This window comes from Streptomyces griseoviridis (assembly GCF_005222485.1).
GTDB lineage: Bacteria > Actinomycetota > Actinomycetes > Streptomycetales > Streptomycetaceae > Streptomyces > Streptomyces hintoniae.
Map to the genome: position 1 here is coordinate 2163940 of NZ_CP029078.1, position 14614 is coordinate 2178553.

Here is a 14614-nt window from a genome sequence, read left to right on the forward strand (position 1 = left end):
GGGCTCCGGCTTGAGCCCCGGTCACGTGCAGAGATCGTTCCGAAGCCGCGGCCCTCGGAAACCCGCGCATCAGCCGCGGCGACTCTCCCGCGACCGCACGGCGCCAACCTGTTCCATACGTCGGATCTCCCGCTCCGCGGCTTCCAGATGGCCGGGCTTCGACAGGACGACAGGGGTGATCGGCCCACTCCGTGTCAGCCCACCAGACGAGTTCGTCCAGGTGATCCGAGGCGAGCAGCAGATCCGGGGGTGACGCGGACAGGGCCGCGTGCGCGCCGGCGACCAGCTGGTCGAGACGGCGTCGCGCGTCGTCGTCACCCGCTGCGCACATCGCGATGAAGCCCGACAACACGTCGAGCCTGCGCGACACTTCCGCCCGCTGCCAGATCTCGTACAGTCCCGCCATCCACCGTTCCCTCTCCGCCGGACGTCTGGCGCGGGGGCCGTTCCCTCGTAGTGCGGTCGGGTGTGACACCCGCACAGGCGATCGGTGGGTAGCCTCTGATCCGACCCGGAACCCGGCATCCGGGGCCCGCTTCGGGGAGTTCCGAGGCGGGTCCGGACGTCGGCACCAGGTCACCACCAGACCCCGTACAGTCCGGTTTCGACCCGTATGAACAGGGATTGAGGACAGCCCGTGGAGACCCGTCTGACCTGCGCAAACGCCGATCCTCGGGGGATGCCCCGCAACCCTGCCGTGCATGTCCGGTTCAGCGGCCGACCGCGGGACGTCGCGTACCGGGCGACGACCACCGGCTTCCGGGGTCCGGTGGCCGCCGTGCCGCACGGTTGCCCTTCCGCCCTCTTCAAGGGCGTCGACATCATCAACACCACGCAGGAGGCCGGTCGATGAGCGCCCGTAGCGTCAAGCCGCACGAGATCGTCGAGCGGGCGCTGGAGTTGTCCACCGCCGACGGCTGTGTCGTCATCGCCGACGAGCACTCGTCCGCCAATCTGCGCTGGGCGGGCAACGCGCTCACCACGAACGGGGTCACGCGTGGGCGCAGGCTCACCGTCGTCGCCACCGTGGACGGCGGCCAGGGGGCCGCCTCCGGTGTGGTCTCCCGGTCGGCCGTGACCGCCGACGAGCTGGAGCCGCTGGTGCGGGCCGCCGAGGCCGCCGCGCGCGGTGCGGGGCCCGCCGAGGACGCGCAGCCGCTGGTGTCGGGGGTGCCGCACTCGCCGGAGTTCACGGACGGGCCCGCCGAGACGACGTCCGCGGTGTTCGCCGACTTCGCGCCCGCCCTCGGGGAGGCGTTCGCCCGCGCGCGGGCCGGCGGCCGTGAGCTGTACGGGTTCGCCAACCACGAGCTGGTCAGCAGCTACCTCGGCACCTCGACGGGGCTGCGGCTGCGGCACGACCAGCCCAACGGCACGCTGGAGCTGAACGCGAAGTCGCCCGACCGCGCCCGCTCGGCGTGGGCGGGACGTGCCACGCGGGACTTCAAGGACGTCGACCCGGCGGCACTCGACGCCGAACTCGCCGTCCGTCTCGGCTGGGCCGAGCGGCGCACCGAGCTGCCCGCCGGGCGGTACGAGACGCTGCTGCCGCCGACCGCCGTCGCGGACCTGCTGATCTACCAGTACTGGTCGGCGTCGGGCCGGGACGCGGTCGAGGGCCGGACGGTGTTCTCGCAGCCGGGTGGCGGCACCCGGCTCGGCGACCGGATCGCGGAGCTGCCGCTGACGCTGCGCAGCGACCCGGACGAGCCCGGTCTCGAGTCGGCCCCCTTCGTGCTCGCGCACTCCTCGGGCGGCGACGAGTCGGTGTTCGACAACGGGCTGCCGATCACGGCCACCGACTGGATCAGGGAGGGCGAGCTGTCCCGGCTGACGACCACCCGGCACAGCGCGGGGCTGACCGGCCTGCCGGTGGCGCCGTCCGTCGACAACCTGATCCTGGACGGCGGCGACGACCGCTCCCTGGAGGAGATGGTCGCGGCCACCGAGCGGGGCCTGCTGCTGACCTGCCTCTGGTACATCCGCGAGGTGGACCCGGCGACCCTGCTGCTGACCGGTCTGACCCGGGACGGCGTGTACCTGGTCGAGAACGGCGAGGTGACCGCGGAGGTCAACAACTTCCGGTTCAACGAGTCGCCCGTGGGGCTGCTGAAGCGGGCCACCGAGGCCGGGCGCACGGAGAAGACGCTGCCCAGGGAGTGGGGCGACTGGTTCACCAGGGCCGCGATGCCCGCGCTGCGGGTGCCCGATTTCAATATGAGCTCTGTCAGTCAGGGCGTATAACCTCGTACCCGGATCACGAGACCACCCGAGGAGATACGAGAACCGTGACGGACATCGTCGACGAGCTGAAGTGGCGTGGGCTGTGGGCCCAGTCCACTGACGAGGACGCACTGCGCAAGGCGCTCGCGGACGGTCCGGTCACCTTCTATTGCGGTTTCGACCCGACCGCGGCCTCCCTGCACGTCGGTCATCTGGTGCAGGTGCTGACCATGCGGCGCTTCCAGCAGGCGGGGCTGCGCCCGCTGGCGCTGGTGGGCGGGGCCACCGGACAGATCGGTGACCCCCGTCCGACGGCGGAGCGCACCCTGAACGACCCGGAGACGGTCGCGAACTGGGTGACCAGGCTGCGGTCGCAGATCGAGCCGTTCCTGTCCTTCGAGGGCGAGAACGCGGCGGTCATGGTCAACAACCTGGACTGGACGGCCGGGCTGTCGGCGATCGAGTTCCTGCGGGACATCGGCAAGCACTTCCGCGTCAACAAGATGCTGACCAAGGACTCCGTGGCCCGTCGCCTGGAGTCGCAGGAGGGCATCAGCTACACGGAGTTCAGCTACCAGCTGCTCCAGGGCATGGACTTCCTTGAGCTGTACCGGCGCTACGGCTGCACCCTCCAGCAGGGCGGCTCGGACCAGTGGGGCAACCTCACGGCGGGGCTCGACCTGATCCACCGCCTGGAGCCGGGGGCGTCGGTGCACTGCGTCGCCACCCCGCTGATGGTCAAGGCGGACGGCACCAAGTTCGGCAAGACCGAGGGCGGCGCCGTCTGGCTCGACCCGGAGATGACGACGCCGTACGCGTTCTACCAGTTCTGGCTGAACGTCGACGACCAGGACATCTCCGGCTACCTGCGGATCCTGTCGTTCCGCTCCCGGGCCGAGCTGGAGGAGCTGGAGCGGCAGACCGAGGAGCGTCCGCAGGCGCGGGCGGCGCAGCGGGCGCTGGCCGAGGAGCTGACGACGCTGGTGCACGGCGCTGACCAGACGGCCGCGGTGATCGCCGCGTCGAAGGCCCTGTTCGGCCAGGGTGAGCTGGCGGACCTCGACGAGCGGACGCTCGCCGCGTCGCTCTCCGAGGTGCCGCACATCCAGGTCACCGAGCTGGCGCCGGTCGTCGACCTGTTCGCCGAGGTCGGTCTGGTGGCCAGCAAGTCGGCCGCGCGCCGGACGGTGAAGGAGGGCGGGGCCTACGTCAACAACGTGAAGGTCGCGGGCGAGGACGCGGTGCCCACCGCGGCCGACCTGATCCACGGCCGGTGGCTGGTGCTGCGGCGCGGGAAGCGCAATCTCGCCGCCGTCGAGGTGACCGGCGCGTAGGGACGACGGACCCACAGCTGAGGGGCGCGGGACCGGAGGGTCCCGCGCCCCTCAGCTGTGTGCGCGGGTTCAGACGCGTCCGCGCTGCTGCTTGTGCTTGCCGAGCGTCGCCATGTACAGCATGTCGCCCACCGCGACGATGATGATCGCGGCGATCAGCTGGAAGGCGTGCCGGGTCCAGTCGATGCCCGAGGTGGAGGCCACTCCGGCGGCTCGCGCGACGGCGTTTCCGACGATCGCGCCCAGCATGCCGAAGATCGTCGTCAGCCACAGGGGGCTGTGCTGCTTGCCCGGGATGATCGCCTTCGCGATCAGGCCCAGCACGAATCCCACGATGATCGCCCACAACCAGCCCATGGCTGCCTCCTGGTTCAGCTCGACGTGAGCATTTCGCCCAGTGTCGGGCCGTCGGCGCCGCGCCGCATGTCGGGCGGGGCCGGCCGGCGCGGCCGGGGCGTTCACCCGGTCGCGTACGGAGGCGGCCCCGCTCTCGTGGCCGGGGCGGGCGCGGCGTACCGTGGATGCTGCCCGGGAAGGCCGCCGACCGGAGGCGCACCGGGCCTGGGCCGGGGAGAGTCCGAGGCCGGCGGAGGGTGGACAGTGATGCTGAAGCGGCACGGCGACAGCCAGGTTTTCCGGATCACCGGGGCCCGTACCGGACTCGACGAGGACGTCCGCGGGCGGCAGCGCCGGTATGTCATCTCCATGCTGATCCGCACCCTGTCCGTGATCCTCGCGGCCACCCTGTGGAACGTCGAACGGCATGTCGCCGTGGTGGCGTTGGTGCTCGGGGTGCTCCTGCCGTATGTCGCGGTGGTGATCGCCAACGCCGGGCGGGAGAACGCGCCGGGGCTGCCCACCACGTTCGTGACCGCTCCGGTGCGGCCGATGCTGGCCGCGCCGCGGCCGGCCGACGGTTTCACGGAGGGCGTCCCGGAGGACGGGGCCGGGGGGCGTGCGCCGGGCGCGCACAGTGGTCCGCGCGAGCGGGCCTGACGTCGGCGAGGATGGCCGAAAAGCGGAAGGTCCGCGGCCGCCAGGCTCAAGAAAAGCTCAGATCAATCGTGTTGTTCCGGTGCCGGGCCGCGGGTCTCCCGTGACATACTTCGTAAGCGCTCCGCATCCCCCGTCGGAGCGACGGACCGACGCCGGGCAGCTCCCCCCGTGGCTGCTCGGCGTCGCCTTGTGTGGCGGCCGTTCAGCCGTGTTCACCCCCCTCTCTGCGAGACGATCCCTGTGAGTGACGAGACCCCGATCTGTTCCGCCAAGGGCTGCCGTGCCGCCGCCGTGTGGGTCCTGGCCTGGAACAACCCGAAGCTGCACACCCCTGACCGCCGCAAGACGTGGCTGGCCTGCGAGGAGCACCGGGAGCATCTGTCGCAGTTCCTGGGCGTGCGGGGCTTCCTCAAGGACGTCGTGGCGCTGAGTGAGTGGGAAGCGCGGGCGGGCGAGTAGTCAGCCGCCGATCGCCGACATCGGGCGGTCGGGTTGGAGGAACGTCGGGTCGTCCAGTCCGGAACCGGCCTTCTTTCCCCACATGGCGGTGCGCCAGATGTCGGCTATCTCCTCGGTGGGGGCGCCCGAGCGCAGGGCGGCACGGAGGTCGGTCTCCTCGCGGGCGAAGAGGCAGGTGCGTATCTGGCCGTCGGCGGTGAGGCGGGTGCGGTCGCAGGCCGCGCAGAACGGGCGGGTCACGGAGGCGATGACGCCGACGCGCTGGGGGCCGCCGTCGACCCGCCAGCGTTCGGCGGGGGCGGAGCCGCGGGCGTCGGAGCCCTCGGGGGTCAGCTCGAAGCGGGTGCGCAGGGCGGCCAGGATGTCGTCGGCGGTGACCATGCCGTCGCGCTTCCAGCCGTGCTGGGCGTCGAGCGGCATCTGTTCGATGAAGCGCAGTTCGTAGCCGTGCTCCAGGGCCCAGGCGAGGAGGTCGGGGGCTTCGTCGTCGTTCAGTCCGGGCATCAGGACGGAGTTCACCTTGACCGGGGTGAGTCCCGCGTCATGGGCGGCGGCGAGTCCTTCGAGGACGTCCCGCAGGCGGTCGCGGCGGGTGAGGGCCTTGAAGACGGCGGGCCGCAGGGTGTCGAGGGAGACGTTGACGCGGTCGAGGCCGGCCGCCTTGAGGGCCGTCGCGGTGCGCTTGAGGCCGATGCCGTTGGTCGTCAGGGACATCCGGGGGCGCGGGGTGAGCGCGGCGACCCGCTCGACGATGCCGACCAGGCCGGGCCGCAGCAGGGGTTCGCCGCCGGTGAAGCGGACCTCCTCGATGCCCAGGGAGGTGACGGCGATGTCGATGAGGCGGACGATCTCGTCGTCGGTGAGCAGATCGGGCTTGGCCAGCCAGCTCAGGCCCTCTTCGGGCATGCAGTAGGTGCACCGCAGATTGCACCGGTCGGTCAGCGAGACCCGAAGGTCGGTGGCGACCCGGCCGTAGGTGTCGATGAGCACGTGTGCCCCCCTTCCTCGCGCGGACCTGTCGTTCTCCGTCACCTGCGAGCCTACGCGACCCCTGTGACAGCGACAGGGCCCGATCCCACGAGGAACGGCACGGCCGCGTCGTAGGGAGCTACGACGCGGCCGGGTCCAGGGGGCGCTCAGCGGGTGCCGGTCAGTGGGCGCCCGTGCCGGTCAGGGACCTGACCTCCAGCTCCGCGTACTTGGCCGCGTCGGGCTCCTCCTTGGAGAGGTAGGTGCCGAGGATGCCGAGCAGGAAGCCGACCGGGATCGAGATGATGCCGGGGTTCTCCAGCGGGAACCAGTGGAAGTCGACGTCGGGGAACATCGAGGTGGGCTTGCCCGAGACGACCGGCGAGAACAGCACCAGGCCGACGGCGGTGACCAGGCCGCCGTAGATCGACCAGAGGGCGCCCGAGGTGGTGAACCGCTTCCAGAAGAGGCTGTAGAGCAGCGTCGGCAGGTTGGCGGAGGCGGCGACCGCGAAGGCGAGGGCGACCAGTCCCGCGACGTTCAGGTCGCGGGCGAGGGCGCCGAGCACGATGGAGACGGCGCCGACGCCGACGGTCGCCCAGCGGGCGGCGCCGATCTCCTGCTTCTCGCTCGCGGTGCCCTTCTTGATGACGTTCGCGTAGATGTCGTGCGCGAACGACGAGGACGACGCCAGGGTCAGGCCCGCCACGACGGCCAGGATGGTGGCGAAGGCGACCGCGGAGATGGTGGCGAGCAGGATCGCGCCCCAGTTGGAGTCGGTGCCGCCGAGGTGCAGGGCGAGCAGCGGCGCGGCGGTGTTGCCCGCCTTGTTGGAGGCGATGATCTCGTCGGGCTTGATCAGCGCGGCGGCGCCGAAGCCGAGGGCCAGCGTCATCAGGTAGAAGGCGCCGATCAGGCCGATCGCCCAGATCACGGACTTGCGGGCGGCCTTGGCCGTGGGGACCGTGTAAAAGCGGATCAGGATGTGCGGCAGGCCGGCGGTGCCCAGGACCAGGGCGATGCCGAGCGAGATGAAGTCCAGTTTGGTGGTGCCGGTGGCGCCGTACTTCAGGCCGGGCTCCAGGAAGGCCGAGCCCTTGCCGCTGTTGGCGGCGGCCGAGCCGAGCAGGTCGGAGACGTTGAAGTGGAACTTCAGCAGGACCAGGAAGGTCAGCAGCAGGGCGCCGGCGATCAGCAGGACGGCCTTGACCATCTGGACCCAGGTGGTGCCCTTCATGCCGCCGATGGTGACGTACACGATCATCAGGAGGCCGACCAGGGCGACGATGCCGATCTTGCCGCCGTCGCTGGTGATGCCGAGCAGCAGCGAGACGAGCACGCCGGCGCCCGCCATCTGCGCGAGCAGGTAGAAGATCGAGACGACGATGGTGGAGGCGCCCGCAGCGGTGCGCACCGGGCGCTGGCGCATCCGGTAGGCGAGCACGTCACCCATGGTGTAGCGGCCGGAGTTGCGCAGGGGTTCGGCGACCAGGAGCAGCGCGACCAGCCAGGCCACCAGGAAGCCGATGGAGTACAGGAAGCCATCGTAGCCGAAGAGGGCGATGGCGCCCGCGATGCCGAGGAAGGACGCGGCGGACATGTAGTCGCCCGAGACGGCGAGGCCGTTCTGGAAGCCGGTGAACTGGCGTCCGCCGGCGTAGAAGTCGGCGGCGTCCTTGGTCTGCCGGCCGGCCCAGACGGTGATGACGAGGGTCGCGGCGACGAACACCGCGAAGAGGGTGACGATCAGCGTCCGGTGCTCGCTGGCCGCGCCGCTCGCGGCGAGGGTGATCGCGGGGCTCATGCGCCGTCCTCCATGCGGGACTTGATGGCTTCGGCCTTGGGGTCGAACGTCGTGGCGGCGTGCCGCGCGTACCACCACGCGATGAGGAACGTGGTGAGGAACTGGGCGAGTCCCAGGGCGAGTGCGACGTTGATGTTGCCGAACAGCTTGGTGCCCATGAAGTCGCCCGCGTAGTTCGACAGCAGGACGTACAGCAGGTACCAGACGATGAAGGCGACCGTCAGCGGGAAGGCGAAGCCTCGGTACGAGCCGCGCAGTTCGACGAACTCCGCGCTCTCCTGCACCGCGACGAACTCCTCGGTCGGCGGGAGTTGATTGGGTGTCTTCGACGGTGGCGGTGTCTCGGTGGCCACGGAGTCTCCTCGCGTTGCGGATGCTTTTGCGACAGCGGACGGGTGGGGTCGTGCTCCCTGCTCAAGGGCACGGCGGGGCACGGAGGCAGGTTCAACTCCCTTTCAACTCCCTTTGCCGTTTCCAGGTCACCGTCGAAAGGTCATTGCTGGCCAGGGAGTTGGGGAGATAGCTTCGACCTGCAGTGTTCGTCATGTACCTGCCCTGGGCAGCACCTGTGTGCCGGGGGCTGTCCCGTACCCGGATGATGTGGAGACCCCATGGCTCATCTGCGTTCCAGACGCCGGCTCGCCCTCGCCGTGCCGGTCGTGCTCTCCCTGACCGCCTCGCTTGGCTTCCTGCCCGCGGCGGCGCAGGCCGCTCCGAATCCGGAGCCGGCCGCCAGGACGGCCGGCACGGAGACCTACGCGTACCTCGTCAACACCCGTCCCGACGCCTCGACGGTCACGTCCGTCAAGAAGGCGATCAACGCGGCCGGCGGTTCCGTCGTGGTGGCGTACGAGAAGATCGGCGTGATCGTCGCGCACTCCGCGAGCCCCGACTTCGGACGCCTGATACGCGCGGTGCGCGGGGTGCAGTCGGCGGGCGCCTCACGCACCTCGGCGGTGACGGCGGCGGCCACCACGGACGAGGGCTCCGTGCAGGTGCTGTCCACGGCCCAGGCGGCGCGGCTCGCGGGCTCCTCGGCCAAGGGCCAGGAGCCCCTGGAGGCCGACCAGTGGGACCTGCGGGCGATCGGCGCCGACAAGGCCGCCCGGATCGATCCGGGCAGCCGGAAGGTGACCGTCGCCGTGATCGACACCGGCGTCGACGACACCCACCCCGACCTCGCGCCCAACTTCTCCGCCTCCCAGTCGGCGAACTGCGCGAGCGGCAAGGCGGACACCACCTACGGTGCCTGGCGTCCGGTGGACGCGGACCACTACCACGGCACGCATGTGGCGGGCGAGATCGCGGCGGCCCGCAACGGCGTCGGCGTCGCCGGTGTCGCGCCGGGCGTGAAGGTCGCGAGCATCACCGTGGCCCAGCCGGACGAGAACTCGCTGTTCTTCCCGGAGAGCGTGGTCTGCGCGTTCGTGTTCGCCGCCGACCACGGGGTCGAGGTCACGAACAACAGCTACTACGTTGATCCATGGCTGTACAACTGCCTTGACGACCCCGATCAGCGCGCCATTGTTGATTCGGTCAATAGGGCCCAGCTGTACGCGCAACGCAAGGGCACGCTCAATGTGGCCTCCGCGGGCAACTCCAACGACGACCTCGACGCGGACGCCCTCCTCGACGACTCGAGCCCCGACGACTCGACCCCCGTGGACCGCACGATCGACCCGCACCGGTGCTTCGACGTGCCGACCCAGCTGCCGGGCGTGGTCACGGTCAGCGCCACCGGCGTCAAGGGCACCAAGTCGTACTACTCCAGCTACGGCGCGGGCGTGGTCGACGTGGCGGCGCCCGGCGGCGACAAGTACCAGATCCCGGACACCCCGTCGCTGAACGGCCGCATCCTGTCCACGCTGCCGAACAACCAGTACGGCTTCCTCCAGGGCACCTCGATGGCCGCACCGCACGTCGCGGGCGTCGCCGCGCTGCTGAAGTCGACGCACCCGCGTGCCACCCCGGCCCAGCTCCAGGCGCTCCTGAAGGCGCAGGCGGACAACCCGGGCTGCCCGGCCGACCCGTACGACGGGGACGGCGACGGTGTGGTGGACGCCGTCTGCGTGGGCGGCAAGCGGGTCAACGGCTTCTACGGATCCGGTGTCGTCAACGCGCTGCGCGCGGTGAAGTAGCCCCGTACCGTCCCGGGCGCCACCGTTCTGCGAGGGCTCCCGCACCGCCCTTATGATCCGTTTCCTCCGGATCGCCCGCCTTCCTCTCATCGACCGCCGCGCCGTGCCATCCGTGTCACGCGCGTCATCCGCGTCATCCGCGTCACCTGAGTGACCCGCACCGCACCCATCGCTCGTTCCGCGAACGAAACTGGAGACATCGACACATGACAGCGCCTCACCCCCGTCTGCGCCGCGCGATCGTGTTCCCGCTCGGTACGGCCCTGGCGACGGCTTTCGCCTTCCTGCCGAACGTCACGGCCTCGGCCGCCCCGGCCGCGGCACCCGTCGCGTACGACGGTCCCGCCCTCAGCTACGTCGTCAACGTCGCTCCCGGAAAGGCGCCCGCGGCGTCGGTGAAGAAGGCGATCGAGCGGGCCGGCGGCACGATCGTGACGTCGTACACCCAGATCGGCGTGATCGTCGTCCACTCGTCGAACCCCGACTTCGCGAAGACCGTCCGGACGGTGCGCGGGGTCGCGTCCGCGGGCAACACCCGCAACGCGCCGCTGCCCGCCCAGTCGACGACCGACGTGGGCACCCCGAAGGCGCTCACCGCCGAGGAGCTGAAGAACGTCCAGGCCGCCGCCGCTGGGCAGGACCCGCTGGAGCCGCTGCAGTGGGACCTGCCCGCCATCAAGGCGGACAAGGCGCACGAGAAGTCGCTCGGCAGCTCGAAGGTGACCGTCGCCGTCATCGACACCGGCGTCGACGACACCCACCCCGACCTCGCGCCCAACTTCGACCGCAAGGCGTCGGTCAACTGCGTCACCGGCAAGCCCGACACGGCGGACGGCGCCTGGCGGCCGAGCGCCGCGGAGAGCCCGCACGGCACGCACGTGGCCGGTGAGATCGCCGCCGCCAAGAACGGCGTCGGCATGACCGGCGTCGCGCCCGGCGTGAAGGTGGCCGGCATCAAGGTCTCCACGACCGAGGGGTACTTCTACACGGAGGCCGTGGTCTGCGGCTTCGTGTGGGCGGCCGAGCACGGCGTCGACGTCACGAACAACAGCTATTACACCGACCCCTGGTACTTCAACTGCAAGAACGACCCGGACCAGAAGGCGCTCGTCGACGCCATCACCCGGGCCACCCGGTACGCGGAGCGCAAGGGCACCGTCAATGTCGCGGCGGCCGGCAACGAGAACTACGACCTCGCCTCCGACGAGATCACCGACCCGGCGTCGCCCAACGACGGCACGCCCTCGGACCGGGTCGTCGACCCGTCCAAGTGCTACGACATACCGACCCAGCTGCCGGGTGTGGTGACGGTCGCGTCGACCGGCGCCAAGGGCCTGAAGTCGTCCTTCTCCAACCACGGCCTCGGCGTCATCGACATCGCCGCGCCCGGTGGCGACTCGACCGCCTACCAGACTCCGGCCCCGCCGGCCACCAGCGGCCTGATCCTGGGCACGCTGCCCGGCGGCAAGTGGGGCTACATGGCCGGTACGTCGATGGCGTCGCCGCACGTCGCCGCGGTGGCCGCGTTGATCAAGTCGACCCACCCGCACGCCTCGCCCGCGCTGGTGAAGGGGCTGCTGTACGCGGAGGCCGACGCCACCGCGTGCACCAACCCGTACGACATCAACGGTGACGGCAAGGTCGACGCGGTCTGCAAGGGCCCGAAGAACTACAACAGCTTCTACGGCTGGGGCGTCGCGGACGCGCTGGACGCCGTGACGAAGTAGCCGGGGAGGCCGGATCGGCCGCCACGCGCGCGTGAGGAGGGCCGGACAGGCGGGGGACGCCTGTCCGGCCCTTCCGCGTGTCCGCGCGGGCCGCGCGTGTCCGGCCGTCAACCAAGGTCCGGCCCTCGATCAAGGACTGCACAGGCAAGGACTGATCAAGGGTTGATCTCCGAAGGTTGATTGGATCAATACTACATAGTGGAATCATGACTGGGATCAATGTGGCGTGGTCGGCGTTGGGCGGTGCTCCGGAGCTGGTCGCGCGCGTCGTGGACGAGGTGCGCCGCGACGTGCTCGACGCACGGCTCCCGGTGCGGGAGACGGCACGCGCGTGCGTGGCCGGGTGCGCGCTGGCCGCCGCCGAACTGGGAGCGCGGCGCACCGGGGCCGCCGAGGTGCCGGCCGTGCGGGTGGACGACGGGGCGGTGGCGACGGCGTTCGTCAGCGAACGCCATCTCCGGGTGGACGGGCGGGCGTCGGCCGGATTCGCCCCGCTGTCCCGGTTCTGGCGGACGGCCGACGGCTGGGTGCGCACGCACGCGAACTACCCGCACCACCGGGAGCGGTTGCTGACCGCGCTGGAGGTGACGGGAGGCGGGGGCCCGGGAGCCGGGGACGTGGACGCCGGGGCCATGGACGCCCGGGAGCGGGCCGTCCGGGAGCGGGCCGTCCGGGAGCGGGCCGTCCGGTACGAGGTCGACGCCGTCGCCGCCGCGCTCGCCGAGCGCACCTCGGTCGAGGCGGAGGACGCGGTGTACGCGGCCGGGGGCCTGGCCGTCGCGCTGCGCACCCCCGAGGAGTGGGCCGCGCACCCGCAGGGCGCCGAGGTGCGCCGGCTGCCCCTGGTGGAGCGCGGCACGCTGGACGCGCCGCCGGGACGGCCCCTCACACCCCTAAGGCCCTTCGCACCCCTCGCACCCGTCTCGCCCCTCACGCCCCGCACCGGCGCCGCCGGTCCCCTGCTGCCCGCCGCCGGTCTCCGCGTCCTGGACCTGACAAGGGTGATCGCGGGCCCCGTCGCCACCCGCACCCTCGCCCTGCTGGGTGCGGACGTGCTGCGGGTGGACGCCCCGCACCTGCCCGAACTGCCCGTCCAGCATCTCGACACCGGGTTCGGGAAGCGCTCGACGCGGCTCGATCTGGCCGTGGACGGGCGGACGTTCGAAGAACTGCTCGGGTCGGCGGACGTCGTCGTCACCGGATACCGGCCGGGCGCCCTCGACCGGTTCGGCCTGTCGCCCGAGGCGCTGGCGGAGCGGCGGCCCGGGGTGGTCGTGGCGCAGCTGTCGGCGTGGGGCGCCCACGGTCCCTGGCGCGAACGGCGGGGCTTCGACAGCCTCGTCCAGGTGGCCACCGGGATCGCGGTGGCCGAAGGGTCGGCCGAGCGTCCCGGCGCGCTGCCCGCGCAGGCCCTGGACCACGGCACCGGGTATCTGCTGGCGGCGGCCGTCCTGCGGGCGCTCACCGAGCGCGCGGACGACGGCGCGAGCCGCTACGTGCGCCTGTCCCTCGCCCGGACGGCCGAGTGGCTGCTGCATGAAGTACCCAGAGATCGCGAAGTCCCCAGGGCCGGCGAAGGTGACCGGCGCGGCAACGGTGACGTTGACGTTGACCGGAGCGCGGTTCCGGGCGGACCGTACGGCTCCCCCGACCCCTGGCTCACCGAACGGGACAGCCCCTGCGGCCGTCTCCGGTACGCGCTGCCCCCGCTGTCCTTCGCGAACGGCCCGAAGGACTGGGCCGGGCCGCCGACCCGCTGGGGTACGGACCCGGCGCGCTGGAGGTGAGCGGCGGGAGCGAGGGCGGACGCGGGTGGCCGGAGAGCCACCCGCCGACGGGTCGCCCTACCGCCGGTTGTTCTCCTTCGGTTGCCCGCTTCCGTGAAGGCCGGTGAAGATCGTGAGGTGACCTTGATGAGACCCCCGCCCGAGGTGGCCGGCCCGAGCGGTCCGATATCCCGCCGGGCGACCGGCAGGACCGTCGCCGTCCTCGTGCTCGTCGCGCTCGGCGCGCTGATACCGACGCTCGGCCCGGCCGCCGCGCTGGAGGGGACCGGCGAGGCGGCGGCCCCCGGGGTCGCGGGCATCGGCCTGCTGCGGACGGTGCTGTTCGCGGCGCTTTCGGTCCCGTTGGGCGAGTTGTTCGTGGACCGGCTGGCCCGACGGGTGCCGGGCGCCGCACCCGGCCGCCCCCGCAGCTGGTCAGCGCTCGCGGCCTGCGCCGGTCTCCTCGCCGCCCTCGGACTCGCGTCCGTCGTGGCCACCGGCAACCTGGTGCCGCACAGCGTGGCCGCGATCGACGTCGGCGGCCTCTACGACTCGCGGGACGGCAGGCTGGCGCTCGTCGAGGTGAACGCCTTCCTGCTGGCGGCCCTGTGCGCCCGTTCCGGCCGGCCGGCGACCCAGCTGTGGCCGCTGGCCGCGGTGGTCGTCGCGGAGGCCCTGCGCGCGCATCCGACGACCGAGCACACGCCGCTGCTCGGTTCGGGGCTCACCCTGGTGCATCTGATCTGCGCGGCGCTGTGGACGGGCGGCCTGCTGCACGCGCTGCGCGTCCTGCGGCACTGGGGTGCCGTCCCCGCGGGCCCGGCGCTGCTCGGCCGCTACGCGCGCGTGGCGGTTGTCCTGCTCGCCGCGATCACCGCGACCGGGGTGTGCAGTTCGCTGCGCCGGATGCCCGCCGACACCGTCCTCGACCAGTTGACGGAGACGGCGTACGGGCGGGTGCTGCTCGCCAAGGTGCTCCTGGTGGTCGCGGTCGGACTGCTCGCCCTGTGGGCGCGGACGCGGCTGCGCCGGGCGGCCGACCCGCTGACCGCCTGCTCCCCCGCGCGGGCCGAGGTGGTGGCGCTGGGGGCGGTGGTCGCGGTGTCGGGACTGCTGACGGCGCTGCCGCTGCCGATCCGCTGGTCGTGACCGGCCGTCATCCCTGACCAACCGTTGATCCGCTCAACCATTGATTCCG

The 14614-nt window shown here is 71.7% G+C and carries 13 protein-coding genes; 9 read left to right on the forward strand and 4 right to left on the reverse strand.

Annotated features, from left to right (window positions below; translation table 11 throughout):
• Positions 1–679: 679 nt before the first annotated feature.
• The 3 genes from DDJ31_RS08640 to tyrS are packed head-to-tail and all read left to right on the forward strand — an operon-like array spanning position 680 to position 3557.
• Entirely contained in the window at positions 680–853 is a 174-nt protein-coding gene (locus tag DDJ31_RS08640) for a hypothetical protein (RefSeq protein WP_206280845.1), read from the forward strand.
• On the forward strand, positions 850–2244 hold the full coding sequence (locus DDJ31_RS08645; RefSeq protein WP_127180871.1) for a metallopeptidase TldD-related protein: 1395 nt from the start codon (positions 850–852) through the stop codon (positions 2242–2244). The genes DDJ31_RS08640 and DDJ31_RS08645 overlap by 4 nt, the downstream gene beginning before the upstream one ends.
• A 44-nt stretch (positions 2245–2288) precedes the next feature.
• Positions 2289–3557, forward strand: coding sequence for a tyrosine--tRNA ligase (gene tyrS / locus DDJ31_RS08650; RefSeq protein WP_127180870.1), 1269 nt, complete (start codon positions 2289–2291; stop codon positions 3555–3557).
• A gap of 69 nt (positions 3558–3626) precedes the next feature.
• Here the strand turns inward: tyrS and DDJ31_RS08655 are convergent, their stop codons facing one another.
• Entirely contained in the window at positions 3627–3914 is a 288-nt protein-coding gene (locus DDJ31_RS08655) for a GlsB/YeaQ/YmgE family stress response membrane protein (RefSeq protein ID WP_127180869.1), read from the reverse strand.
• A gap of 246 nt (positions 3915–4160) precedes the next feature.
• Between DDJ31_RS08655 and DDJ31_RS08660 the strand changes: the two genes are divergently transcribed.
• Positions 4161–4553: a DUF3099 domain-containing protein gene (locus tag DDJ31_RS08660; RefSeq protein ID WP_127180868.1), complete on the forward strand. Its 393-nt coding sequence runs from the start codon at positions 4161–4163 to the stop codon at positions 4551–4553.
• A 240-nt stretch (positions 4554–4793) separates the two neighbouring features.
• On the forward strand, positions 4794–5012 hold the full coding sequence (locus DDJ31_RS08665) for a hypothetical protein (protein WP_127180867.1): 219 nt from the start codon (positions 4794–4796) through the stop codon (positions 5010–5012).
• On the opposite strand, the gene moaA is transcribed toward DDJ31_RS08665, so the two are convergent.
• The 3 genes from moaA to DDJ31_RS08680 form a co-directional block, all read right to left on the reverse strand.
• Positions 5013–6002 (reverse strand): GTP 3',8-cyclase MoaA, encoded by a 990-nt coding sequence (gene moaA, locus DDJ31_RS08670; protein WP_216626891.1) that lies wholly within the window; start codon positions 6000–6002, stop codon positions 5013–5015.
• Between the two features lie 160 nt (positions 6003–6162).
• A complete protein-coding gene (locus DDJ31_RS08675) occupies positions 6163–7785 on the reverse strand; it encodes a solute symporter family protein (RefSeq protein ID WP_127180865.1) in 1623 nt (540 codons plus the stop codon).
• Entirely contained in the window at positions 7782–8138 is a 357-nt protein-coding gene (locus DDJ31_RS08680; protein WP_127180864.1) for a DUF485 domain-containing protein, read from the reverse strand. The genes DDJ31_RS08675 and DDJ31_RS08680 overlap by 4 nt, the downstream gene beginning before the upstream one ends.
• Before the next feature lie 258 nt (positions 8139–8396).
• Here DDJ31_RS08680 and DDJ31_RS08685 point away from each other — a divergent pair, with 258 nt between their 5' ends.
• The 4 genes from DDJ31_RS08685 to DDJ31_RS08700 all read left to right on the forward strand — a co-directional run bounded on the left by DDJ31_RS08685 (position 8397) and on the right by DDJ31_RS08700 (position 14565).
• A complete protein-coding gene (locus DDJ31_RS08685; protein WP_127180863.1) occupies positions 8397–9923 on the forward strand; it encodes a S8 family peptidase in 1527 nt (508 codons plus the stop codon).
• Between the two features lie 206 nt (positions 9924–10129).
• The gene (locus DDJ31_RS08690) at positions 10130–11650 is read left to right on the forward strand and encodes a S8 family peptidase (protein WP_127180862.1); all 1521 of its coding nucleotides are present in this window, start codon (positions 10130–10132) and stop codon (positions 11648–11650) included.
• A 206-nt stretch (positions 11651–11856) separates the two neighbouring features.
• Positions 11857–13437 (forward strand): CoA transferase, encoded by a 1581-nt coding sequence (locus DDJ31_RS08695; RefSeq protein ID WP_127180861.1) that lies wholly within the window; start codon positions 11857–11859, stop codon positions 13435–13437.
• 117 nt (positions 13438–13554) lie between these two features.
• The gene (locus tag DDJ31_RS08700; protein WP_164785017.1) at positions 13555–14565 is read left to right on the forward strand and encodes a CopD family protein; all 1011 of its coding nucleotides are present in this window, start codon (positions 13555–13557) and stop codon (positions 14563–14565) included.
• Positions 14566–14614 lie beyond the last annotated feature (49 nt).